Source organism: Chryseobacterium gotjawalense (assembly GCF_030012525.1).
Taxonomy (GTDB): Bacteria; Bacteroidota; Bacteroidia; order Flavobacteriales; family Weeksellaceae; genus Kaistella; species Kaistella gotjawalense.
In genome coordinates this window covers 1,704,750-1,728,916 of record NZ_CP124855.1, presented here as the reverse complement: position 1 = coordinate 1,728,916, position 24,167 = coordinate 1,704,750, and the positions used below count along the sequence as shown (strand labels likewise).

Below are 24,167 nucleotides of genomic sequence, written 5' to 3'. Positions count from 1 at the left end.
TGTTAATTAATTCAACGACAATTCTACCATAACCGGACAATGATCAGAATGAACGGCTTCTTTTAAAATCGCAGCACGCGAAAGCTGCTGCTTCAAGGAGTAAGACACGAAATTATAATCTAATCTCCACCCTTTATTTCTGGCTCTGGAATTTTGTCGGTAACTCCACCAGGTGTAATTATCGGATTGATCATTGAAAAACCTGAAGCTGTCGATTAACTCACATTCTTCGATGAATAGTGTCATCCATTCTCTTTCCATCGGCAGAAATCCGGAAGTGTTCTTTAAGCCTTCAGGATTGTGAATGTCAATCGCGTGATGACAGATATTGAAATCACCAGATATAACCAGGTTAGGGATTGTTTTTTTTAATTCTTTAATATAAGTCAGGAAATCGTAACAGAACTTCATTTTAAAATCGAGTCTTTCGATATTCGACGCGGACGGAACATACACCGAAATCACCGAAAAACCTTCGAAATCTGCGCGCATAATTCTACCTTCGGAATCATAGTCTTCAATACCGCAGCCATATTCAATGTGCTTGGGTTTTACTTTTGAAGCGATCCCAACGCCGGAATAGCCTTTTTTCTGGGCAGAATGCCAATAGCTGAAATAGCCGTTTTTTTCTAAACTTTCGATATCGATTTGGTCATTGCCGGCTTTGCTTTCCTGAATGCAGATTACATCAGGATCGGCAACATTCAGCCAGCCTAAAAAATCTTTGGTAAAAGCCGCCCGAATTCCATTGACATTATAAGAGATGATTTTCATAAAATTGTTTAATGCCCAAAAATACAAATTAGGATCTGTAACTTGTAATGAAAATGAGTTATTCAAAAGAAAATACAGAGATCTCAAAAAATTTTGATTGCTTTATCACGGGTTTATCCAATTGTTTTTACTTTATATTTATATACCTTTGAGACCTGGTTGTTACAGAATTGTTATGGTAAAAGGCTTGATTTTGATGCTCTTGTTTAATTTGGGAACTCTTTCAGAACACTTTCAATCTACGAAAAGCGGTGAAGATTTGTTGTACACCCAGCTAGAAAAAAGGCAGGGAGGCGACAGTTATTTATGGACTTCTTTTTTTAATCAGAAAAGCAATGCTTATTTAATGGCTTTACTAAAGGAATGGAATATCAAAACTCTTTTTCTTTCTGTGAATCCAACGATGGATTTGGCAAAACTGCGTTCTTTTAAAATTCTTGCTTCACAAAATGGAATTAAAGTCGATTTTTTAATCGGAGAAAATTCTTATCTGGAAGAAGCTGATGGATTTACCGCCCTGAAAAAAGTAATGATTGAAGGTAGAGATCTGGGATTTGCAGGAATCCATCTGGATATTGAGCCACATACTTTTGATGATTACCACGACAATATAAAGGTTTATTCGAAAAGGCAAATCAAATTATACACCCAGGCAAAAAAATGGTGTAGCGATAACGGCATGGATCTGAGTACAAGTGTTCCGATGCATTTACCAATTGAGGTGGCAAAAAACTTGCGCAGAAATAATATAACAACCTATATTATGGCCTATGACCACTTGAGTTTAGAAAAAAAGATGGACAAAACAGAAGCCATCAGAAAAATTTTAAAAAATAATTACCGCTGGGTATTTGAGATTGATGATTTTTCGGATTATACCAGCTTGCAGAAAACTGAAAATCGATTAATTGAAAAAGGAATCAGAGATTTTGCCTATCATGATTTGTCTCAGATGAATTTATTTAAAAAATAACGGAAATCTTTAGATCATGTTTATAAAGATTATGCGCGCGAAAATTGCGGTCAATAAAAAAGCGGAAAGAATCTAAAATTCTCTCCGCCCTAGAGCCCAAAATCAAATAAACTATGAAAAAAACTATTTGGGTTCTAATATACTGATCGGAATAATGCATTCCTCCAAAGAAATCCCGCCGTGTTGGTAGGTTTCTTTGTAATAGTTTACAAAATGATTATAATTTTTCGGATAAGCCAAAAACGTATTATTCTTTGCAAAGATGTATTTGGAACTTAAATTTCCTTTCGGTAAAAATAATTTCTCTGGATTGGAAATTGCCCATACATCATTGTTTTCGTAGGTTAAACTTCTACCCGTTTTATACCGGATATTTGTTGAAGTTTCTCTGTCGCCAACCACTTTACTGGGTTTCTTTACATAAATAGTTCCGTGGTCAGTCGTGATGACTAGTTTGAAACCATTTTCTGCGGCCTGTTTAATAATCTTTAATAATGATGAGTTTTCAAACCAGTTATACGTCAATGACCGGAAGGTTTTGTCATCTCTGATCAGTTGATTGACAATGACATTGTCTGTTTTGGCATGAGATAATATATCGATGAAATTATAGACAATGACCAACAAATCGTTGTTTTTATGCTGGTTGAAATCTTCTAAAATTTTGCGTTCGAAATCTGCATTGAGTATTTTCAAATACTTCATCGACTTTCCGGATAAGCCGAGGCGTTTCATTTGATCTTCTAAAAAATCACGTTCGTGCTCATTTTTATTACCGTCTTCGTTATCATTAATCCAATATTGCGGAAATCTCTTTTCGATTTCCGATGGCATTAATCCGGCGAAGAAGGCATTTCTCGCGTACTGGGTTGCCGTGGGCAGAATACTGTAATAATAATCTTCAGACGTTTTCTGGTAAAATTTGGTAAATAACGGCTCGATGACTTTCCACTGGTCGTAGCGCAGATTATCAATCATTAATAAAAGAACTTTGTCTTTTTCTACTTCCGGCTTTATTTTATCTTTAAACAAAGTATGACTCATCATCGGTTTGTCTGATGAATTCAACCAATCTTCGTAATTTTTTTCAATGAATTTTCCGAACTGAATATTGGCTTCCTCTTTTTGAGATTGCAGCAAATCTGAAAACTCACTGTCGAAAACTTTATCAAATTTAATTTCCCAGTTCAGGATTTTCTTATAATATTCTGCCCATTCCTGATAGGTTTTCAAATAAGACAGCTCCATCGAAAGATTTCGGAATTCCTGCTGATATTCGAGTATGGTTTTTTGCTCGATTAAGGTTTCCTCCTGCAAATTCTTTTTTAATGAAAGTAAAATCTGGTTCGGATTTACCGGTTTCAAAATATAATCTGCAATCTGTGAACCAATTGCCTGTTCCATAATCAGTTCTTCTTCGTTTTTGGTAACCATTACGATTTTAATGGCGGAGTCGATATTTTTAATCATCGGAATTGCCTCCAGCCCAGAAATCCCAGGCATATTTTCGTCCAGCAAAGCCAATTGAAAATTTTCTTTTTCAATCATTTCTAAGGCTTCATTCACGTTATTCACCGGTGAAACTTTGTAGCCTTTGTTTTCTAAAAATACAATATGAGGTTTTAGTAAATCTACTTCATCATCTATCCAAATAATTTTTGACATCTATTTCTTAATTTGTTTATTGTTGTAGAATGGAGTATAAATGCTGGATTAATACTCGCAATTCTATTATCTAAGCGCCATCAAAAATACGACCAAAAACTGCCAACTTTTCTGTAAAATCAAGTTAAAGTTGCGTTAAATTTAATCATAATTGATAAATACATGATGCGAATAATTCATATCCCTAACCTCAGCACTTAAAACTAAATTGTAAATTTGCATATCGAAGTTTCTATTATGACCAACAAATTTAAAATCATCAATGATCCGGTACACGGATTTATCAATATTCCCCACGAAATTCTTTTTGATGTAATCGAGCATCCTTATTTTCAAAGATTACGGCGGATTTCGCAGACAGGTTTATTAAATTTAATTTTCCCCGGTGCAACACATACCAGATTTCATCACGCTTTAGGAGCCATGCATTTGATGTTTACCGCGTTGGAAACTTTAAAATTGAAAGGCGTTACCATATCTAAAGAAGAAGAAAAAGCAGCAATGTTAGCAATTCTGCTCCATGATATTGGGCACGGTCCGTTTTCGCACGCTTTAGAAAATATGCTGATGGATGACTGGCATCACGAGAAATTGTCGCTTTTGCTGATGAATAAGATGAATGAGGAGTTCAGTGGCGAACTTTCAATGGCGATAGAAATGTTTCAGGGGAAATACGAGAGAAAATTCTTTAATCAATTGATTTCCTCCCAGTTGGATGTCGACCGTCTTGATTATTTAAAACGCGACAGCTTCTACACCGGAGTCGTAGAGGGAAATGTAAACACCCAAAGAATTATTTCGATGATGAATGTTTCTGAAGACGAACTGGTCATTGATGCAAAAGGGATCTATTCCATCGAAAATTTTTTGACAGCACGGATGTTTATGTATTGGCAGGTGTATTATCATAAAACGTCTGCATTGGCAGAATATCTGTTGGTAAAAATTTTGGCGCGGGCAAAATTTCTGGTTTCTCAGGGCAAAGAACTTCCCGCCTCAGAAAACCTGGCTTATTTCCTCCACAAAAATCAGTTTGAAAAAGCAACCGGAGAAGACATTCAGCGTTTTACAGACCTTGATGATAATGATGTAATTCAAGCTATAAAATTCTGGACAAAAAGTGATGATGTCGTTTTGTCTTATCTGTGTAATTGCGTTATTCAAAGAAAATTTCCGAAAACACTGATGTCTTCCAAACCTTTCGAAAAAGAATTTATTGAGGATAAAATCGCCAGAACAAACCTTAAGTTTGGACAGGATATCGGTTCCGAACTGGTGGATCAGATCTCCAGAAATCTCCTGCCCTATAATGCAGAGCATCAACCGATTTATTTACTGCAAAAGGATGGTGAAAAAACCAAGCTTGACCATTCTGAGAATCAAATTCTTTCTTCCTTTATCAATCAACTGAATACCAAGTATATTTTATCATTTCCCCGAGAAATTTAAAGCCGTTTTTTGTCACTTAAAATGATTTGCAATATTTGGGAATTTGTTATCTTTGCAGGATATGGAATTTACCGCATCGCAGATTGCAAATTTTATTAACGGACGAATCATAGGGGATGAGCACGCGCTAATCACGGGAGTATCGCCTATAGAAAGTGGAGAAGAAGGCCATCTTTCTTTCGTCGCGCAAGAAAGATTTGCAGAGCATATTGATCGATCGAAATGCTCAGTTCTAATCGTTTCTGAGAAACTATTAACCGAAAAATCTTATCAACCCACTATTATTGCTGTCGAAGATGCTTATCTGGCGTTTCAGGTTTTAATGAATCTGTATCAGGAAATGCAGGGACGTAAATCTGGAATTGAAGACGGAGCAGTGTTTCACGAGTCCGCCTCGGTAGGCGAAAATGTATATGTAGGCGCTTTTACCTGTGTATCTGAAAAGGTGAAAATAGGCGATGGTTCACAAATTTACCCGCAAGTATATATTGGTAAAAATGTGAAAATAGGTAAAAACTGTGTCTTATACAGTGGCGTAAGAGTCTACGATCATTGTGTGATTGGCGATAACTGCATCATTCATTCCAATACGGTAATCGGTTCAGACGGTTTTGGTTTTCAGCCGACCAAAGATGGCTATCAGAAAATTCCGCAATTAGGAAACGTTATTTTAGAAGATCATGTAGAAATTGGTTCTAACTGTAGTATTGACAGAGGAACTATCGGATCGACGGTTATTGGGAAAGGAACCAAAATCGATAACTTAATCCAAATCGCTCATAATGTAAAGATTGGTCAGAATAATGTAATTGCCGCACAAGCAGGAATTGCCGGTTCTACGGTAATTGGAGATTGGAATCAAATCGGCGGTCAAGTCGGTATTGTAGGACATATCCAGATCGGCAATCAAGTAAAAATACAGGCACAAAGTGGTGTGAATTCTAACACCAAAGACGGCGAAATTCTGTACGGCTCACCTGCCATCAACGCAGGCGAATACCGAAGAAACTATGTGCATTTCAGAAATTTCACCGATATTGTTAAACGAATAAATAATCTTGAGCTCAACTCAAAAGATAAAACTAATGAGTGATAAACAAAAAACCTTAAACGAAGAGATCTCTCTCTCCGGAATCGGCCTTCATACTGGCCGCGAAGTAACCCTTACCATGAAACCTGCCAAAGAAAATACAGGTTTCGTTTTCGTAAGAACTGATCTTGAAGGAAATCCCCATATCGAAGCAGATGTCAACTATGTGACCACCACTGAAAGAGGAACAACTCTGGAAAAATTGGGCGTAAGAATACATACTTGCGAGCATTTGCTTGCTGCTCTGGTAGGGTGCGATATCGATAATGTCATCTTGGAAATGGATAGTGCAGAACCACCAATTTTAGATGGTTCTTCTAAATTCTTCGTAGAAGCAATAGAGAAAGCAGGAATCAGCGAACAATCTGCAGTAAGAGAATATCTGATTGTAAAAGAGGTACTGAGTTACAGTGATCCTGCAACCGGTTCAGAAATTACAATTATTCCATCCGATACGTATGAAGTAACAACCATGGTCGATTTTGGAACCAAAGTATTGGGAACGCAAAATGCCACTTTAAAGGATATTTCAGAATTCAAAACCGAAATATCATCAGCAAGAACTTTCAGCTTTTTACACGAACTGGAAATGCTTCTGGATGCCGGCTTAATTAAAGGTGGCGATATTTCAAACGCTATCGTGTATGTTGATAAAGAACTTACCCCTGAAACAGCAGAGAGACTGAAAAAAGCGTTCGGAAAAGATGAAGTTTCAATTCGGCCAAATGGGATTTTAGACAATCTCACTTTAAATTATCCTAACGAAGCGGCACGTCATAAATTACTGGATGTGATAGGCGATTTGGCTTTGGTTGGTGTTAAAATCAAAGGAAAAGTTATTGCAAACAAACCGGGACATTTCGTCAATACACAGTTTGCGAAGAAATTAAACAGACAGTGGAAACTCCAGAAAAAGAAAAATGTTCCCGATATCGATATTTATAAAGAACCGGTTTACGACATCAATGGAATTATGAAATTGATGCCGCACAGACCACCATTTTTATTGATTGATAAAATTTTAGAACTTTCTGATTCTCATGTGGTAGGTTTAAAAAATGTAACGATGAACGAACCGTTTTTCGTTGGACATTTTCCGAAAGAACCTGTCATGCCGGGAGTTTTACAAGTAGAAGCTTTAGCTCAGACCGGAGGTATTTTGGTTCTGGCAAGCGTACCCGATCCCGAAAATTACTCGACTTATTTTATTAAAATGGATAAAGTAAAGTTCAAGAAAAAAGTAGTGCCGGGAGACACTATGGTATTTAAAATAGAACTGATTTCACCTATTAGAAGAGGAATTGTGCACATGCAAGGCTACGGATACGTCGGCGACAGCGTTGTGGTAGAAGCAGAACTCATGGCGCAGGTGGCAAAAAACAAACCAGATTAAATGGTACATCAATTAGCTGCCGTAGACCAGCGTGCAAAAATAGGCCAAAACGTTACCGTAGAACCGTTTACAACGATTGCAGGTGATGTGGAAATTGGCGAAGGAACTTGGATTGGATCAAATGTAACCATCATGGATGGAGCCAGAATCGGCAAAAATTGTAGGATTTTTCCGGGCACTGTAATTTCCGCAATTCCACAAGATTTGAAATTCGATGGTGAAGAAACGCAGGTGATTATCGGCGATAGAACAACCGTTAGAGAATGTGTTACCATCAACAGAGGAACAAAAGCCCTGGGTTATACCAAAATTGGTGAAGATTGTTTGATCATGGCTACTGTTCATATCGCACACGATTGCGTCTTGGGTGATCATGTAATCATTGTAAACGGTTCTGCGCTTGCAGGTCATGTGGAGGTAGGCGATTATACCGTTATGGGAGGTCTTTCGGCCGTACATCAATTTGGTAAAATTGGCAAACATGTCATGATTTCAGGAGGAACTTTAGTAAGAAAAGATATTCCACCTTATGTTAAAGTGGCGCGGGAACCAATGAATTACGCTGGAATTAATTCCGTAGGTCTTAGAAGAAGAGGTTTCACCAGTGATAAAATTTTTGAAATTCAAAAAATTTACCGCGCTGTTTATCAAATGAAAATGAATGTTTCTCAAGCTTCAAGTTATATAGAAAAGGAAATGCTGCCTACTGCAGAGCGCGATGAAATTCTTGAATTTATCAGAAACTCACCTCGCGGAATCGTAAAAGGCTATGGCACCGGTAAAGAATAATATCGGTTTTCAGAAATTCCCGAAAGGGATCATTTAATAAAGAACAGGAAATAATCCCGTTACTATTACCAAAAAAAACAACAAATCCCGAAAGGAAAGACAGGATGAAATCCTGTGATTATAATAACATAATATATGGCAACAAGCAACGATATTAAAAAAGGAATGTGTATCGAATTCAGTAACGATATCTTCAAAATTATTGATTTTTTACACGTGAAACCTGGTAAAGGTCCAGCCTTCGTACGAACAAAGATGAAGTCGGTTACCAACGGTAAAGTCTTAGACAATACTTTTTCAGCAGGTCACAAAATTGATGAGGTTAAGGTAATTACCAGAAAATTCCAATATCTGTATGAAGATGATAACGGATATCACTTTATGAATAACGAAGATTTTTCGCAAATCTATCTCGATAAAGAAATGATTGAAAACGCCCAGTTTATGAAAGCAGGCGAAGAAGTAACCATCATTTTAAAAGACAGCGACGAATCGCCTTTGTCAGCTGAAATCCCGCCAACAGTTTATCTGGAAGTAATTGAAGCCGATCCAGGAGTGAAAGGAAATACTGCAACCAACGCATTGAAAAATGCCATCGTAGAAACAGGAGCCAGAGTAATGGTGCCATTGTTCATCGAAGCTGGTGATAAAATTAAAGTAAATACCGAAGATGGATCTTACTTGGAAAGAGTGAAATAATTTTAATAAAACCGACCGATGACTTTTACAAAACCACAAACCCTGAAATCAATCTCAGAAATTATTGGCGCTAAAATGATTGGCGACGAAAATTTTCCGGTTTTAGGAACCAATGAAATTCATAGGGTGAAAAGTGGAGAAATTGTTTTTGTAAATCATCCGAAATATTATGATAAAGCACTCCATTCTGCGGCAACCATTATTCTTATCGATAAGGAAGTAGAGTGCCCAGCCGGAAAAGCACTGCTCGTTTCTGATGATCCGTTCAGGGATTTTAATAAAATCAATACCCATTTTACAAAAATTACCAACTTCGGCGAAACGCTGCATGAACTGGAAGTAGGAGAACGCACGCAAATTCATTCTTCTGTAGTCATTGGTAATAATGTGAAAATCGGAAACGACTGTATCATCTTTCCGAATGTTGTGATTGGCGACCGAACGGTAATTGGCGATAACGTCATCATTCAGTCCAATACAGTTGTGGGCGGTGATGCCTTTTATTACAGAAAATTTAACGGAAATTTTGACCGGTTAATTTCAGTCGGAAATGTCATTATAGAAAATAATGTAGAAATAGGAAACGGCTGTACCATCGACAGAGGAGTTACCGATGCTACGGTGATTGGCGAAGGTTCTGTTTTAGACAATCAAATCCAGATCGGACACGACACCATTATCGGAAAAAAATGCCTCATTGCTTCCCAAACAGGCATTGCAGGATGCTGCATCATCGAAGATGAAGTCACCATTTGGGGACAGGTGGGGATGGCCTCAGGTGTCCGTGTAGAAAGCGGAACGGTTCTTTTAGCAAAATGCGGTGTAAACAGGGATTTGCAAAAAGGAACTTATTTCGGACCCATTGCGGAAGAATTCCGGCAGTATTTAAGAAAGGAAGTGAAGCTTAAGAAGTTGAAATAACGGCTATAGATGCCAGCAAGTTCAAATATTATTAAGTAATTTTGTAATCATTAATTGAATAATAAATTTAAAAAATAAAAAATGTCAGTATTAGTAAACAAAGATTCTAAAGTAATCGTACAGGGATTTACCGGAAATGAAGGAACTTTCCATGCAGGGCAAATGATCGAATACGGAACAAATGTCGTAGGTGGAGTTACCCCAGGAAAAGGAGGTTCTGAGCATTTGGGAAAACCGGTTTTTAATACGGTTGCAGATGCGGTAGAAAAAGCCGGAGCTAATGTGAGTATTATTTTCGTGCCGCCGGCATTTGCTGCAGATGCGATTATGGAAGCAGCAGAAGCAGGAATCAAAGTAATCGTATGTATTACCGAAGGAATTCCGGTTGCAGATATGGTGAAAGTGAAAGCATACCTTGCTGACAAAGATAGCAGATTGATTGGGCCAAACTGCCCGGGAATTATTACTTCTGATGAAGCCAAAATAGGAATTATGCCTGGTTTCGTTTTCAAAAAAGGAAAAATAGGAATCGTTTCTAAATCAGGAACTTTAACTTACGAAGCAGCAGACCAGGTGGTAAAAGCCGGTTACGGTGTTTCTACAGCAATCGGAATTGGTGGTGACCCGATTATCGGAACAACGACAAAAGAAGCGTTGGAATTATTCATCAATGACCCGGAAACTGAAGCAGTAGTGATGATTGGTGAAATCGGTGGTAACTTAGAAGCTGAAGCTGCAAGATGGTACAAAGAAAGCGGTTCTAAAAAACCGGTTGTTGGATTTATCGCGGGACAAACTGCTCCTAAAGGTAGAACAATGGGTCATGCAGGTGCAATCGTTGGTGGTGATGATGATACTGCTCAGGCAAAAATGGCCATTATGAGAGAAAACGGAATTCACGTAGTAGATTCTCCAGCGGAGATCGGCGCTACGGTGGCCAAAGTTTTAGGATAATTTTCCTTAATAATATAAAGCGTCTTGTAATTTTTGCAAGACGCTTTTTTGTTGGTTGCATTTTTTTATATCTTTGTATGAACGCAAGTACAAAACAGATTTTAAAAAACACAATATGAAAAAATTATTACTCAGTTCAGCACTATGTGCAGCTGCCGTTTTATCAGCTCAAATTGATTTCAGCAGCACGCGATTCGGAATTACCGCAGGAGGAACTTATTCGAGGATAAGTAATGCCCATAATCCATCAGGTCCCAGATTTTCTGGTTATGGTGGGGTTTTGGCAATGATCCCTGTAGACAGTAATAACCAGTTTTACATTCAGCCTCAGGTTGAATATCTGGGAGCCGGTGAAACCGGAAAGGATAAAGATGCGAAAGGAAAAATTGGGTACGATGCAGTTTATGCCAACAACTATATCAGTGTTCCTATTTATTTTAAAGCGTATTTTTCTGAAGCCGAGTCCGAGTTTTTTGCAATGGCCGGACCGAAATTTAATTTTTTGGTGAATCAGAAAGTCACCGATCCAAGTAAGCCATATTATGCTGTTGACGAACTGTCTGCTTACCCAGGCGTAAACGGAAAGGCAAACAGTTTTAATTTTGCTTTGGGTTTCGGCGTGGGTTATTCATTGAAGCGGCAACTTGAAATCGCTGCAAGATATGATCTTGGATTGAGCAATACCTACAAAGGTTTAATGAATGAACCGGGATCTGATCCCAATATTGCAAAAAAGAAATCGGAACAGGTGCTTAGCCTGGGCTTAAGTTATATTTTTCAATAATAAATAAAAATTCCATCAATTAATTTTGATGGAATTTTTTATTTTGAAATTTTTGTCTTAAAATGATGTGGTAAATTGCTTTTTTTAAACAACTTCATTTTATTTGAAGTCAGACTTAATTCACCTCAAACTTTCTTTCTCTGATTAACTCTGCGATTGCCAACATATCTTCGCCGATCAGTCGGTCTTCTTCTAATTTGGCTACTTTCGTCCGGATTAATGAATAGGCGTTTTCTACAAACTTTCCGCATTTTGCCGGTCGCCGGAATTCTAATCCCTGCGCTCCAAACATTAATTCTACAGCAAGAATATTTTCTAAATTCCCCAAAACCTGATTGAATTTTCTACCGGAAATACTTCCCATAGAAACGTGGTCTTCCTGTCCCAAACTCGTTGGAATAGAATCTGCCGAAGCCGGAAAACACAAGGTTTTATTCTCCGTAACCAACGCAGCAGAAGTGTATTGTGGAATCATAAAGCCGGAATTTAATCCTGAACTTTCCGTTAATAATCTTGGTAAACCATATTTTCCTTCCAGTAAAAGATAACTTCTTCGGTCAGAAATATTTCCCAGTTCCGCTACAGCTAAAGTGGCGTAATCCAATGGTAAAGCCAATAACTGTCCGTGAAAATTACCACCTGAAATCGACTCTTCCGCACTTAATACAATCGGATTATCCGTCACCGAATTCAATTCGGTTTCTGCTAAATTTTTTAAATGTTCAAAAGAATTTCTGCTCGCCCCATGAACCTGAGGAACACAACGCATAGAATAAGGATCCTGAACACGGTCACAAAATTCATGACTTTTTAAATTGTCAGAATCTTTTAAAAATTTCCGCATCCTTGATGCCACTTTCCGGCTGCCGTCAAACGGACGGATATCATGAAGTTCCTTTTTAAACGGACTTGCCGAACCGCGATAAGCTTCCAAACTTACAGCCGCCGTTAAATCTGCCAGGTCGAGTAAATATTCAAATCGATGCAAACCTAAAATAGCATGTGCTAAAATAAACTGGGTACCGTTAATTAGACCCAATCCTTCTTTCGGACCGAGTTGCAACGGTTTTAAACCATGCTTTTTCAGAACTTTTCCAGTCTCTTGAATTTCATCTTTTTGCCAAACTTTTCCCAAACCTAAAAGCGGTAAAACCAAATGCGCCAGCGGAGCCAAATCTCCGGAAGCGCCTACAGAACCTTGCTCAGGCACCACCGGAATAATATCATTTTCAAGCATCAGAATCAATCGCTCAATCACTTCCAGAGAAACGCCTGAAAATCCTTTTGACAACGCATGAATTTTTGCAATCATCATCACTTTCGAATAATCCTTGGCAATTGGTTTTCCAACGCCTACTGCATGCGAAATAATTAAATTATACTGAAGTTGAGCTGTTTCTTCTTCCGAAATTTTCACATCGCAAAGCGGACCAAAACCTGTATTGATTCCATAAACCGTTCGGTCAGAAGCTACGATTTTCTGCACGTTTTGCTGAGATTTCAGAATTTTCTGTTTGGCTTCTTTGTTGAGTTTTGCTTTTTTAGGGTTGTCTAAAATCGCCATTACATCGGTAATTGTAAAAGTATCTACGCCGTAAATTTTCATTAATTAGATTTTGTCTAAAAATACAATTTTTTAACAATCTGCAGGAATAGTTCGGAGCTTTTTTATTTGCTGACAAAAGTCATACAATCAGCGTATTATTAAAGTTGCTATCCGATACATAATTAAAAATTTAATTCTAATTTTGATGGGTGTTTAAAATTATCTAATTAATAAAAGGACCAATAAAAAATATGAATAAGAAAAAACCCGCGCACAATTTTCACATTCCGGTAATGGGATTGGCATATACAATCGACAGTCCGATTCGAGTTGCACAATACGGAATTTCGTCTGTAATTTCAATTATCGATGACGAGATTATCGAGAAAATGAACTGTCTTTATCACAAAAGAAATAATTTCAGCTATACCGGAATTTCCAATAAGATTGAAGATTACCGTGCCAAAAGAATCACCGCTTACCTGGATATGGTTCACGATGTGGTGAATATGAAATTCGAAAATTTCAAGCAGGAATTAAGTAAAAGCAAGGAAGCACTTAGTCAGTACATCGATATTCTTCCCAACAAATCTGAACTTAAAAAGGGACTGGAGAACCTCGCTGATCAAAAGGAAAATTTCACCGAAAATGTTCGGAAATTTTTAGAAAGTCACCTTTCTCCCGGAAGTATTGATGTGAATATCATGACCAAAGTAGACAAGGATAATTTCGTAAAAGGGGAGCAGTTGCCAGTCATTTATAATGATGCGCACGTTTCTTTGAGAGGTTTTGCCAACAGTAAACTTTCGTCTTCCATTGTACTTTCTGCAGGAATGAATCCGAGATTATACAGTTATTTTGAATCTTTCCCCGATTTTTTTCCAAATGTAAAAGGAGAACTCAAAAAGAAAATTATTTTGAAAGTAAGTGATTTCCGGTCTGCGATGATTCAGGGGAATTTCCTGGCAAAAAAAGGGCTTTGGGTTTCGGAATATCGGGTAGAATCGGGCTTGAATTGTGGAGGTCACGCCTTTGCAACAGATGGTTTATTGCTGGGACCGATTATGGAAGAGTTCAAACAAAAGAAAAACGATCTGATTTCGTCTGCTCATGAATTGATGGTAAATGCTTTGACTCAAAAGGAAATTCCTTGTCCGAGTGAACCATTAGAAATGAAAATCACCGTTCAGGGTGGAGTGGGGACCGCCGAAGAACACGAGTTTTTGCTGGAGAATTACCAAGTTGACAGCATCGGTTGGGGATCGCCTTTTTTACTTGTTCCCGAAGCGACTTCTGTGGACAGAGAAACGCGGGAACTGTTAGCAAAATCTAAAGAAGAAGATTTTTATTTAAGCAATATTTCTCCGCTCGGGATTCCTTTTAATACGATTAAAGGAAGTACGAATGAGTTTTTCAAACAGGAAAAAATTAATAAAGAAAAAGCCGGAAGTTCTTGCCCGAAAAAGTATTTGGCTTTAAGCAAAGAATTTGGACCCGAAGGAATTTGTACCGCTTCCCGAAAATATCAAACCGTAAAACTGAATGATTTAGAGGAGGTTAAAGAGGAAATATCTTTAAAAGAATACGACAAAAGAAAATCAAAAATCACAGAGAAATCCTGCCTATGTGTTGGTTTGGTGAATTCGTCTTATCTCGAAAGCGAAATCCAGATTAAAGGAGAAAAGCAGGGAGTCGTGGTTTGTCCCGGACCTAATCTTGCTTATTTCGACAAAGAAGTTTCGCTTTCTGATATGGTGAAACATATTTACGGAAACGAAAACGTAATGCCGGAGCAGAACCGTCCGAATATTTTCGTCAATGAACTGAAAATGTATGTAGATTATCTGAAAAATGAAATCGAGGAATTCTCCGACAGTTTCACCAATGCTCAGGTTAAAAAATGGAAAACCTTTAAAACCAATTTGATCGAAGGCGTGAATTATTACGAAAAATTATTTGCAGAAACTCCTTTTTTCAAAAAGAATATAAAAACGGTGGAACTTCAGCTGGCTGATTATAAAAATGAAATAATCGCTCTCGAGATTCCTGAAAATGTAAAGCCGTGATCTTTTAAAATTTAATTTTAAACCAGTCTGTCCATTTCGGCAGGCTGGTTTTATTTTTAGCGGTTCTTTTTTACGAAGCAAATCCCTATTTTTGTATCATGAATGCTGATCTTGAACTTCAACTGAAAACTTTGCCATCCGATCCCGGAGTTTATCGGTATTATGATAAAAAAGGTAATTTACTCTACGTTGGAAAAGCGAAGAATTTAAAGAAAAGAGTACTTTCTTACTTTAATAAAAATCAGCCGGGTTACCGTACGAAAATTATGGTCGCCAAAATATTCCGGCTGGAAACTACCGTCGTGAATAGCGAATACGACGCGCTTTTGTTGGAAAATAATTTAATTAAAGAACATCAGCCGTTTTACAATGTCATGCTCAAAGATGACAAAACCTATCCCTGGATCTGCATTAAAAATGAAGATTTTCCGCGTGTTTTTTTAACGCGGACGAAAATTAAAGATGGTTCAGAATATTTCGGACCTTATGCGAAAGTCCGCCCAGCCAAGGTTTTGCTCGATACCATCAAACACCTCTATAAAATCCGGACCTGTAATCTGAACCTTTCACCCAAAAAAATTGCGGAAGGAAAATATAGGGTTTGCCTGGAATATCATATCAAAAACTGCGAAGGTCCCTGCGAAATGCTGGAATTGAAAGAAAGTTATGATAGAAAAATTGATGCGATACGCGGAATTATTAAAGGTGATTTCCGGACGGCGAAAGAATATCTGACCAATCAGATGATAGCTTTTGCTAAAAATTTGGAATTTGAAAATGCTCAGACAATAAAGGAGAAAATCGATTTGCTGGAAGATTTTCAGCACAAGCACACGGTGGTCAATCCAAACATTGATGATGTAGATGTTTTTGGGATGACGAGCGATGAAACTGCGGCCTACATTAATTATTTTAAAATTCAGAACGGAAATATTATCCAGAGTTTCACCACAGAAATAAAGAAAATTCTGGAGGAATCTGACGAAGATATGCTGGAAGAAGCGATGATTGAGATTCGCCAGAAATTTAATTCTGATTCTAAAGAAATTCTGATTCCTTTTCATTTAACATTAGAAATTCCTAACGTGAAACTGATTGTTCCTAAAGTCGGGGATAAGAAAAGAATCGTGGAACTGTCTGAAAAAAATGCCAAAGAATACCGTGTTGAAAAACTGAAACAGGTTCAAATCGTAGATCCCGAAAGACATACCAACCGAATCATGGCAGAGATGCAGAAACTGCTTCGGATGCCTGTGGAACCGCGACATATTGAAGGTTTTGACAACTCGAATATTCAGGGAACAAATCCCGTTTCCGCTTGCGTCGTTTTTAAAGATGGAAAACCCAGCAAAGCCGATTATCGTATTTTCCATCCTAAAACGGTGGTAGGTCCGGACGATTATAAGACGATGGAAGAAGTGATTTACCGGCGGTACAAAAGGCTTTTAGAAGAAGCAGAACCTTTGCCGCAGCTTATTTTAATTGATGGTGGAAAAGGCCAGCTTTCGTCTGCTGTAAAAAGTTTGAAGCTGCTCGGTCTGTACGGAAAAATCACCATCATCGGAATTGCAAAACGCTTGGAAGAAATCTATTTCCCCGAAGATTCTATTCCGTTATATCTCGATAAAAAATCTGAAACTTTAAAAATACTGCAAAGAGTTCGGGACGAATCGCATCGTTTTGGCGTGAAACATCACCGAACCAGACGCAAAAATTCAACCATCAAATCCGAACTCGATGAAATTCCCGGAGTGGGTGAAAAGACGATTGAAATGTTGCTTCAGAAACTGAAATCAGTCAAGAGAATTAAAGAATCGAATTTAGAGACTCTGGAAGAAATTCTGGGAAAATCGAAAGGGAAAGTGGTTTGGGAGTATTTTAATCCGAATTAAAGATTACTTTTTTGAAAAGACCTCTTTTCTGAAACTTCCGTCTGAATTATCTAATTCTACGATGATTTCGCCGTTTTCAAAATAACCCAAAGTTGCCGTTCCATCAGCGAGTTGAACCCGATAAACGTCTTTTTTAGTGGAAGGTTTGAAGGTGGCATACGGAACCGAATTATTTGGATGAACTAAAATAAATTCTCCATTGGCTAGCAAAATTCTGTTCACCGATAAAGTTCCGTTACTGTAAACTTCTGCTTTTTGTCCCGCGGTCGCGCCTTCTTTTGGAGCCGGTACCACTTTAATGTTTTTACTTTCTGAAACGAGCGGCAAATCTTTCTTGACAATTTCTGATTTCTGATTTATTTTTGCAGGTTCTACTTTTTCAGTCACCATCGATTTCTCAACAGGCATTGAAACCGGCACTTTTTTCGCGGCATCTTCTAACGCGTCTCGCATTCCGGGTTCAAATTCCTTGATAGAAGATTTTCCTTCCAAAGAACTGATTGTTGTAGTTTGACAGTCTTTAAATTCAATCTTAAGTCTGTTTTTGAACATATTACTGCTGTTCAATAGTTCTGCTGTTAGAATGTGACAAGGGTTTTGTAATAATTCTGCAGGCCATTTTTCTTTGGATTCGGTAATTACTGTGAATTTTTTCTGTTTTAATTTGAGTTTCAGCAAATCATTCAAACCGAATTTGTTGACTTCGGTATCACTGAATTTTTCCGGAACATAAATATATTGATAATCCGAAACTTGTTGTCCGTATAGAAATGGGATAAAAAACAAGGTGGAAATCTGCAGAATTTTTTTCATAAATTTAATTTGATGAGAAGTTACTATTTTTCTAAATAATCCTTTCTGTTCATTTTATTTTTAATTCAATTAATGTTTTAAAAGCTAAGGTTGTAAAAGTTCTTAAGGAGGATTTGAGTCGAAACTTTTCCACCTGCATTTTTTCATCGTTTTTTTTACCCTAAAAAATCTATTTTTGCAAACCCATGGCCAAGAGAACTGTTAAAAGAAGAACCACCCGGAAAATTCATAAAAAACGCAGGAGACATTTTCTTCTGCGCCGTGAAATTCTGTTGCTGTTTTTAGCTTTGACGTTATTGGGAACCGGCTTTTATTTAAAGCAGAAAATCTCCTTTTACTATGCGATGTATTTCAATAAATTCGAACATAAAAAACTGTCGAATTCGGAAAGGGAAGAAAACAGAATCAACAGGATTATCGGAGATTATGCCGATAAAACTTTCGGAATGGATGTTTCCCATTACCAAAGAAAAGAAGATATTACCTGGGACAGTTTAAGTATCGGAAACCGGGCTATTCCAATAAAATTCGTGGTGCTGCGTGCGACGATGGGCAATAAATCGGCAGATAAACATTTCGATGAATTCTGGACGCTTTCTAAAAAGCATGATCTTATCCGCGGTGCATATCATTTTTACAGAGCCGATGAAGATCCTGTGATGCAGGCCAATAATTTTCTTGAAAATGTGAAATTGGAATCTGGAGATCTGCCGCCGATTTTAGATATTGAAAAAATTCCAAGAAGAAAATCGACCAAAAAATTAATTGAAGATCTGAAGATCTGGTGCCGGATTGTCGAAGAAGCGTATGGCGTGAAACCGATTATTTACACCTATTACCATTACCACAAAGATTTTCTGAAAGGGGAGTTCGATGATTATCCGATGTGGCTGGCCAATTATAATGACGTGCCACAACCGTCGCCCGACGCAGATTGGAAAATCTGGCAGTTCACCGAAAATGGAATCGTCTATGGAATCAATACCAAAGTGGATCTGAATGTTTTCAACGGGAATCTGTGGTCGCTGAAAAGATTGACTTTAGATTAACAGAAAAAGGATGCTTTTGGGCATCCTCTTCGGTATATAAATATAATGAAATGGTCTATTTAAGCTGATCCAGTATAGCCTGAGTTTCTGCATAATCTTCGCCTTCTTTTTTGGCCAGTTCAATGGCTTTCGTTGCCCATGTTTTGGCATTTACTTTATCTCCGGTCTTGAAATAAAGATTGGCTACTGTATCGGTATTTGCATAACCCTCATTGAGTTTCACTGACTGCTTTGCCCAAAGAATCGCTTTCTCTAAAGCTATTTTGTTGGTGACATTTTCAAAAAAGTTCCAGGAAACAGAATTAAGTTCATCCGAAGTAAATTCTGAAGATGCTCCGTCTTTATAATATTCCAAAGCATATTTCTGATAAGCAGCGGTGTCTTTTGCCGAAGCAGCAATTTTCATTTTTGCTTTTAATAATAAGGATTTTGCTTTCTCTTCGGACATTATTTTTTTAGCTTCTGTGATAAATTTTTTCTCATCAAGAACTTTTGTGATTTGGTCAAAAGAAGTATTGAATATAGCGTTCAGTTTAAAATTGTAAACAGTTCTGTTGTAATTTTCTTCTGGCATCAGTTTCAATAATTCGTCTTTGCGCGAGATGAATTCAGGATAAAGGGGAGAGTTGCTGTCTTTTGTCAGTGAAAAAAGATAAGATAAATCTTCCTGAGTCAAAGGATCTGCTTTTTTACCGTCAAAGTAGGTTTTGGCTACTTTTGATGTTAAAGTGGGATCTGTATAAGCATACACTTTAATGAAACTTTTCAGAAATTCCGGATCTTTTTCTCCAGCTTCAAATTTCTTTTTAAGCGCGCCCATTTGTTTGGAAGGATCTATGGCATCTTTTCCAACATTGATGAAGTCCTCCGGTGGATAATACGAAGAGACACGATGAATCAGTTCGCCGTCACCATTAATGAAAAGATAAGTTGGATAAGCTCGCACATTATACTTTTTCGCAATATCAATTCCTTCACCTTTTTCCATATCAATTTTAGAATTGATGAAATTGGCATTGTAGAATTCTCCCACGGAAGCCTGTGGAAAAACATTTTTTGCCATCAGTTTGCAGGGTCCGCACCACGTGGTGTAAGCGTCTAAAAAGAGTAATTTATTTTCTTTCTTAGCAATTGCCAATAAATCTTTAAAGGTTTTGTTTTCCTCAAATTTCATTCCCTGACCGAAGGTGATGATGCTGAAAAGAACCAATAATATCAATGATGTCTTTTTCATTTTTTTAAAATTTATTAGTATGTAAAAATAAGGTATTCTGTAAATAATAAGATTAAAAGTACGACTTATTTTTGAACTTTCACATCGATATTGATTGCCGGACTTACCATCGGGACACTAATCCAGCCACTTAGATAATTTCTGTAAATGGTTTTATTTCCCATATGTGCACCACTCATATAGAAAGAGCCTTCGAAATAATTGAGGAGTTGAATTCCAACGTAGAAGTCTTCATTAATCCATATATTATTTTTAGAAACATCATAAGTATAAGTACCATTTATAATTTTTTCAGCGGTGATTTTATCTGTTATATCTTCATTTAAAATGGAATTGAGCTCTTTATCATAAACAGTAAATCTTATGAAAACCGGTTTGTCCGCTGTAAATCTCGATATATTGATGTTTATTTTTTCAATTTTTGCTGCTTTGTTATTTTTAAAAAGCACCGCTATTTCTTTGGACTGATCTTCTTGACCTTTGGATGGATTATGACCAATTGTTATGCGCTTAGTTTTCGTGTTTATTCCCCAGTTTTCTTGAACAAATTTCCGTGGACTGATTTTAACCTCTTGAATGTCTCGTACCTTTTCTTTTAAAATTAAGTTACGGGGATTTGCTTGACCAAATTCCTTAACTGAAACTGCATATTTTTCAAAACCACCAACTTCAATTTTTAAAGTTTTATTTATGTCGATGTTGGTTAAATCAATTTTAAAATGGCCGTTTTCATCGGCGATGGTTCCGGCATTTTCGTTTTCGATTCCAATTTTCGCGTAAGGAATGGGTTGCCTGTCTTCTTTAGATAAAATGGTTCCGGAGATAATTTGCGCATTTATTAAAAATCCCAAAAGTAGAATAAAAAGTAAAGATGCTTTTTTCATAAATTAATTTTGGCAAATATTCTAAAATTATCTTTAGGCTTGTGCTAAAGAATTGTTAAAGTCGGTGACTTTAACTAAATTTTAGAAATTAAATGTGCTCTCTTTTGATTAAAAACAAAGCGCAAAAAAAGTCTTTTATCTCTCATCTAAAAATCTCTCATCTAATTTCCGTACTTTTGCACCTTTCAAAAATCACTCAGTCCAAATACATAATGAATTACATTTCAGCCGAAAACCTTACGAAATCTTACGGAGTAAAAACACTTTTCAAAGACATTACTTTCCATATCAATGAAGGTGATAAAATTGCCATCGTTGCCAAAAACGGCTCCGGGAAATCTACTTTGCTCAAAATTTTGATGGGAAAAGAAATTGCCGATTCGGGAACAGTTACCATTAACAAAGATATTCAGGTCGTTTTATTTGATCAGGAAATCGATTTCGAAGGCGAACTGAATGTTGAAGAATTCATGATGACTTTGGATTCTGCGCCGATTATGGCGTTGAAAAATTACCATCACGCTTTGATCTCCGAAAATCCTGATGATATGGATAAAGCGCTGAACGAAATGGAAGTTCACGAAGCCTGGGATTTGGAAAATGAAATGAGCCAGATTCTGAGCCAGTTAAAAATCACGGATCTGACTTCGAAAATGAAAACCCTTTCCGGTGGCCAAATAAAAAGAGTTGCGTTGGCAAAACTTTTGGTAGAAACCCGCGCGCAACATCGTCATACTTTGTTGATTATGGATGAGCCGACCAATCACCTGGATGTTGATATGGTGGAATGGCTCGAAAATTATTTGTCGAAAGCGATGGTGACTTTGCTTCTGGTAACTCACGACAGGTATTTCCTGGATGCGGTTTGTGATATTATTTGGGAAATTGAAGATTTTAATATGTATGTTCATAACGGAAGTTACGGAACGTATCTGGAGAATAAAATCATCCGCGAAGACAATATGAATTCTACGATTGACAAAGCGCAAAACCTTTACAGAAAGGAATTGGAGTGGATGCGCCGTCAGCCAAAAGCAAGAACGACGAAATCTAAATCAAGACAAAGCGATTTTTACGAAACCGAAAAAGTAGCAAAAACCGATACCCGAAAAGAAAAATTGGAACTTGATTTTGAAATGAAGCGACTCGGAACAAAGATTCTTGAATTACATCATATCAGTAAAAGCTACGGAGATAATTTATTATTAAAAGATTTCTCTTACCAATTTCAACGCGGCGAAAAAGTGGGAATCGTTGGAAAAAACGGTGCCGGAAAATCGACGCTTTTAAATATTATTCAAGGTTTGGAACCTTATGATTCCGGATCTATTGAAACCGGTGAAACCATTAAATTCGGTTACTTCGCCCAAAAAGGTTTAAAATATAAAGAAGATCAAAGAGTGATCGACTTTATCAAAGATATTTCAGAAAATTTCCCGTTGGCAAACGGACGGACGATTTCTGCCTCGCAGTTTTTACGTTTGTTTTTATTTGATGACCAAACACAATATTCGCCGATTTCGAAATTATCAGGTGGCGAAAAAAGACGTCTGCATTTGATGTATGTCTTGTATCAGAATCCGAATTTCCTGATTTTCGATGAGCCGACCAATGATTTGGATTTGCCGACTTTGACGGTTTTAGAAAATTTCCTTTTGCAGTTTCAGGGAAGTTTGATTATCGTTTCTCACGATAGGTATTTTATGGATCGTATTGTAGATCACGTTCTGGCTTTTGAAGGCGACGGAATCATCAAAGATTTTGTTGGAAACTTCTCAGAATACCGTGAAAAGAAATCTCAGGAACAGAATAAAAAAGTTGCTGCTCCGGTAGTTGAAACTCCTAAAAAAGTAGAAACTGTGGTTTCAGCGCCAACAGTGATCACCAGAAAATTATCGTTCAAAGAACAGCAGGAACTTAAAGAAATCGATAAAGAAATTCCCAAGTTAGAAAAACAGAGAACTGAAATTCTGGAAAAATTAAATAACGAAACAGATTACGGAAAAATCGCAGTCTATTCGAAAGATTTAGAAACCATTGCAGAGAAGCTTCAGTCTTTAGAAATGCGTTGGCTGGAACTTCAGGATTAATGGCGGAGGGAAAAGCCACGAATGCACGAGTTTTTTCTTTCTAAAGGGATAAAGTTAATTTTAGATTCGCGGTCTTTTTAAAGCAGTAAAAAGCATTTTGCAAAGAAATTCGTGAATTCGTGGCAAAAAAAATAATACGGAAAAATCGCGGACTATTTGAAAGCAGAAGCCACGAATGCACGAATTTTTTCTTTTTAAATGGATAAAGTTAATTTTAGATTCGCGGTTTTTGTAAAAGCAGCAAAAAGCATTTTGCAAAGAAATTCGTGAATTCGCGGCAAAAAAATAGTACGGAAAAATCGCGGACTATTTTGAAAGCAGAAGCCACGAATGCACGAATTTTTAGTTTTATAAGTGATTAACTTTGATTAAGATAGCGGGTTTTTTACAAACAATAAAAGCATTTTGCAAAGAAATTCGTGAATTCGCGGCAAAAAAATAGTACGGAAAAATCGCGGACTATTTTGAAAGCAGAAGCCACGAATGCACGAATTTTTAGTTTTATAAGTGATTAACTTTGATTAAGATAGCGGGTTTTTTACAAACAATAAAAGCATTTTGCAAAGAAATTCGTGAATTCGTGGCAAAAAGATAGTACGGAAAAATCGCGGACTATTTTGAAAGCAGAAGCCACGAATGCACGAATTTTTAGTTTTATAAGTGATTAACTTTGATTAAGATAGCGGGTTTTTTACAAACAATAAAAGCATTTTGCAAAGAAATTCGTGAATTCGTGGCAAAAAGATAATACGGAAAAATCGCGGACTATTTTGAAAGCAGAAGCCACGAATGAACGAATTTTTCTTTTCAAAAGGATAAAGTTAATTTTAGATTCGCGGTTTTTTTTTAAGCAGTAAAAATCATTTTGCAAAGAAATTCGTGAATTCGTGGCAAAACAATAAAATGGAAAAATCGCGGACTATTTGAAAGTAGAAGCCACGAATGCACGAATTTTTCTTTCTAAAGGGATAAAGTTAATTTTAGATTCGCGGTTTTTTTAAAGCAGTAAAAAGCATTTTGCAAAGAAATTCGTGAATTCGTGGCAAAAAAAATAATACGGAAAAATCGCGGACTATTTGAAAGCAGAAGCCACGAATGGACG

Annotated in this window: 19 protein-coding genes; 13 read left to right on the top strand and 6 right to left on the bottom strand. The window is 37.1% G+C overall.

All coding sequences use genetic code 11. The features are described 5' to 3' along the window. Positions 1–6: 6 nt before the first annotated feature. Positions 7–774: an exodeoxyribonuclease III gene (locus QGN23_RS07865; protein WP_282903791.1), complete on the bottom strand. Its 768-nt coding sequence runs from the start codon at positions 772–774 to the stop codon at positions 7–9. 196 nt (positions 775–970) lie between these two features. Here QGN23_RS07865 and QGN23_RS07860 point away from each other — a divergent pair, with 196 nt between their 5' ends. Further along, positions 971–1,747 (top strand): hypothetical protein, encoded by a 777-nt coding sequence (locus QGN23_RS07860; protein ID WP_282903790.1) that lies wholly within the window; start codon positions 971–973, stop codon positions 1,745–1,747. 123 nt (positions 1,748–1,870) lie between these two features. Here QGN23_RS07860 and porX read toward each other — a convergent pair whose 3' ends face one another. Then, positions 1,871–3,412, bottom strand: a complete 1,542-nt coding sequence (porX, locus tag QGN23_RS07855; protein WP_282903789.1) for a T9SS response regulator signal transducer PorX — start codon at positions 3,410–3,412, stop codon at positions 1,871–1,873. A gap of 237 nt (positions 3,413–3,649) precedes the next feature. On the opposite strand from porX, the gene QGN23_RS07850 reads away from it, so the two are divergent. The 8 genes from QGN23_RS07850 to QGN23_RS07815 all read left to right on the top strand — a co-directional run bounded on the left by QGN23_RS07850 (position 3,650) and on the right by QGN23_RS07815 (position 11,491). After that, a complete protein-coding gene (locus QGN23_RS07850; protein WP_282906382.1) occupies positions 3,650–4,861 on the top strand; it encodes an HD domain-containing protein in 1,212 nt (403 codons plus the stop codon). 61 nt (positions 4,862–4,922) lie between these two features. Then, positions 4,923–5,954 carry a UDP-3-O-(3-hydroxymyristoyl)glucosamine N-acyltransferase gene (lpxD, locus tag QGN23_RS07845; RefSeq protein WP_282903788.1) on the top strand — a complete coding sequence of 344 codons (1,032 nt, stop codon included), beginning with the start codon at positions 4,923–4,925 and terminating at the stop codon, positions 5,952–5,954. Then, positions 5,947–7,344 (top strand): bifunctional UDP-3-O-[3-hydroxymyristoyl] N-acetylglucosamine deacetylase/3-hydroxyacyl-ACP dehydratase, encoded by a 1,398-nt coding sequence (locus QGN23_RS07840; protein ID WP_282903787.1) that lies wholly within the window; start codon positions 5,947–5,949, stop codon positions 7,342–7,344. The genes lpxD and QGN23_RS07840 overlap by 8 nt, the downstream gene beginning before the upstream one ends. Beyond that, a complete protein-coding gene (gene lpxA / locus QGN23_RS07835) occupies positions 7,345–8,133 on the top strand; it encodes an acyl-ACP--UDP-N-acetylglucosamine O-acyltransferase (protein ID WP_282903786.1) in 789 nt (262 codons plus the stop codon). It abuts the gene before it with no gap. Between the two features lie 135 nt (positions 8,134–8,268). Then, positions 8,269–8,832: an elongation factor P gene (efp, locus tag QGN23_RS07830; protein WP_133438832.1), complete on the top strand. Its 564-nt coding sequence runs from the start codon at positions 8,269–8,271 to the stop codon at positions 8,830–8,832. An 18-nt stretch (positions 8,833–8,850) separates the two neighbouring features. Then, positions 8,851–9,753, top strand: coding sequence for an LpxD N-terminal domain-containing protein (locus QGN23_RS07825; protein ID WP_133438831.1), 903 nt, complete (start codon positions 8,851–8,853; stop codon positions 9,751–9,753). An 81-nt stretch (positions 9,754–9,834) separates the two neighbouring features. Continuing rightward, positions 9,835–10,707, top strand: a complete 873-nt coding sequence (gene sucD / locus QGN23_RS07820) for a succinate--CoA ligase subunit alpha (protein WP_133438830.1) — start codon at positions 9,835–9,837, stop codon at positions 10,705–10,707. A gap of 115 nt (positions 10,708–10,822) precedes the next feature. Next, positions 10,823–11,491, top strand: coding sequence for a porin family protein (locus QGN23_RS07815; RefSeq protein WP_133438829.1), 669 nt, complete (start codon positions 10,823–10,825; stop codon positions 11,489–11,491). Between the two features lie 115 nt (positions 11,492–11,606). Here QGN23_RS07815 and hutH read toward each other — a convergent pair whose 3' ends face one another. After that, entirely contained in the window at positions 11,607–13,097 is a 1,491-nt protein-coding gene (gene hutH / locus QGN23_RS07810) for a histidine ammonia-lyase (RefSeq protein ID WP_133438828.1), read from the bottom strand. Positions 13,098–13,288: 191 nt separating this feature from the next. Between hutH and QGN23_RS07805 the strand changes: the two genes are divergently transcribed. Continuing rightward, positions 13,289–15,103, top strand: a complete 1,815-nt coding sequence (locus QGN23_RS07805; protein ID WP_133438827.1) for a hypothetical protein — start codon at positions 13,289–13,291, stop codon at positions 15,101–15,103. A 98-nt stretch (positions 15,104–15,201) separates the two neighbouring features. Next, positions 15,202–16,995, top strand: coding sequence for an excinuclease ABC subunit UvrC (gene uvrC / locus QGN23_RS07800; RefSeq protein ID WP_133438826.1), 1,794 nt, complete (start codon positions 15,202–15,204; stop codon positions 16,993–16,995). 3 nt (positions 16,996–16,998) lie between these two features. On the opposite strand, the gene QGN23_RS07795 is transcribed toward uvrC, so the two are convergent. Next, positions 16,999–17,808, bottom strand: a complete 810-nt coding sequence (locus QGN23_RS07795; protein WP_133438825.1) for a hypothetical protein — start codon at positions 17,806–17,808, stop codon at positions 16,999–17,001. A 185-nt stretch (positions 17,809–17,993) separates the two neighbouring features. Between QGN23_RS07795 and QGN23_RS07790 the strand changes: the two genes are divergently transcribed. Beyond that, the gene (locus QGN23_RS07790) at positions 17,994–18,857 is read left to right on the top strand and encodes a glycoside hydrolase family 25 protein (RefSeq protein ID WP_282903785.1); all 864 of its coding nucleotides are present in this window, start codon (positions 17,994–17,996) and stop codon (positions 18,855–18,857) included. Between the two features lie 55 nt (positions 18,858–18,912). Here QGN23_RS07790 and QGN23_RS07785 read toward each other — a convergent pair whose 3' ends face one another. Together QGN23_RS07785 and QGN23_RS07780 are read right to left on the bottom strand one after the other, a co-directional pair. Continuing rightward, a complete protein-coding gene (locus QGN23_RS07785; RefSeq protein WP_282903784.1) occupies positions 18,913–20,091 on the bottom strand; it encodes a thioredoxin family protein in 1,179 nt (392 codons plus the stop codon). A gap of 65 nt (positions 20,092–20,156) precedes the next feature. Further along, entirely contained in the window at positions 20,157–20,975 is an 819-nt protein-coding gene (locus QGN23_RS07780; RefSeq protein WP_282903783.1) for a carboxypeptidase-like regulatory domain-containing protein, read from the bottom strand. A 212-nt stretch (positions 20,976–21,187) separates the two neighbouring features. Here QGN23_RS07780 and QGN23_RS07775 point away from each other — a divergent pair, with 212 nt between their 5' ends. After that, positions 21,188–23,065, top strand: coding sequence for an ABC-F family ATP-binding cassette domain-containing protein (locus QGN23_RS07775; RefSeq protein WP_282903782.1), 1,878 nt, complete (start codon positions 21,188–21,190; stop codon positions 23,063–23,065). Positions 23,066–24,167 lie beyond the last annotated feature (1,102 nt).

What these genes read in the sequence shown, in the direction of transcription:
- QGN23_RS07865 (WP_282903791.1), bottom strand. Translation starts at nt 774, where the DNA reads ATGAAAATCATCTCTTATAATGTCAATGGAATTCGGGCGGCTTTTACC.
- QGN23_RS07860 (WP_282903790.1), top strand. Translation starts at nt 971, where the DNA reads ATGCTCTTGTTTAATTTGGGAACTCTTTCAGAACACTTTCAATCTACG.
- porX (WP_282903789.1), bottom strand. Translation starts at nt 3,412, where the DNA reads ATGTCAAAAATTATTTGGATAGATGATGAAGTAGATTTACTAAAACCT.
- QGN23_RS07850 (WP_282906382.1), top strand. Translation starts at nt 3,650, where the DNA reads ATGACCAACAAATTTAAAATCATCAATGATCCGGTACACGGATTTATC.
- lpxD (WP_282903788.1), top strand. Translation starts at nt 4,923, where the DNA reads ATGGAATTTACCGCATCGCAGATTGCAAATTTTATTAACGGACGAATC.
- QGN23_RS07840 (WP_282903787.1), top strand. Translation starts at nt 5,947, where the DNA reads ATGAGTGATAAACAAAAAACCTTAAACGAAGAGATCTCTCTCTCCGGA.
- lpxA (WP_282903786.1), top strand. Translation starts at nt 7,345, where the DNA reads ATGGTACATCAATTAGCTGCCGTAGACCAGCGTGCAAAAATAGGCCAA.
- efp (WP_133438832.1), top strand. Translation starts at nt 8,269, where the DNA reads ATGGCAACAAGCAACGATATTAAAAAAGGAATGTGTATCGAATTCAGT.
- QGN23_RS07825 (WP_133438831.1), top strand. Translation starts at nt 8,851, where the DNA reads ATGACTTTTACAAAACCACAAACCCTGAAATCAATCTCAGAAATTATT.
- sucD (WP_133438830.1), top strand. Translation starts at nt 9,835, where the DNA reads ATGTCAGTATTAGTAAACAAAGATTCTAAAGTAATCGTACAGGGATTT.
- QGN23_RS07815 (WP_133438829.1), top strand. Translation starts at nt 10,823, where the DNA reads ATGAAAAAATTATTACTCAGTTCAGCACTATGTGCAGCTGCCGTTTTA.
- hutH (WP_133438828.1), bottom strand. Translation starts at nt 13,097, where the DNA reads ATGAAAATTTACGGCGTAGATACTTTTACAATTACCGATGTAATGGCG.
- QGN23_RS07805 (WP_133438827.1), top strand. Translation starts at nt 13,289, where the DNA reads ATGAATAAGAAAAAACCCGCGCACAATTTTCACATTCCGGTAATGGGA.
- uvrC (WP_133438826.1), top strand. Translation starts at nt 15,202, where the DNA reads ATGAATGCTGATCTTGAACTTCAACTGAAAACTTTGCCATCCGATCCC.
- QGN23_RS07795 (WP_133438825.1), bottom strand. Translation starts at nt 17,808, where the DNA reads ATGAAAAAAATTCTGCAGATTTCCACCTTGTTTTTTATCCCATTTCTA.
- QGN23_RS07790 (WP_282903785.1), top strand. Translation starts at nt 17,994, where the DNA reads ATGGCCAAGAGAACTGTTAAAAGAAGAACCACCCGGAAAATTCATAAA.
- QGN23_RS07785 (WP_282903784.1), bottom strand. Translation starts at nt 20,091, where the DNA reads ATGAAAAAGACATCATTGATATTATTGGTTCTTTTCAGCATCATCACC.
- QGN23_RS07780 (WP_282903783.1), bottom strand. Translation starts at nt 20,975, where the DNA reads ATGAAAAAAGCATCTTTACTTTTTATTCTACTTTTGGGATTTTTAATA.
- QGN23_RS07775 (WP_282903782.1), top strand. Translation starts at nt 21,188, where the DNA reads ATGAATTACATTTCAGCCGAAAACCTTACGAAATCTTACGGAGTAAAA.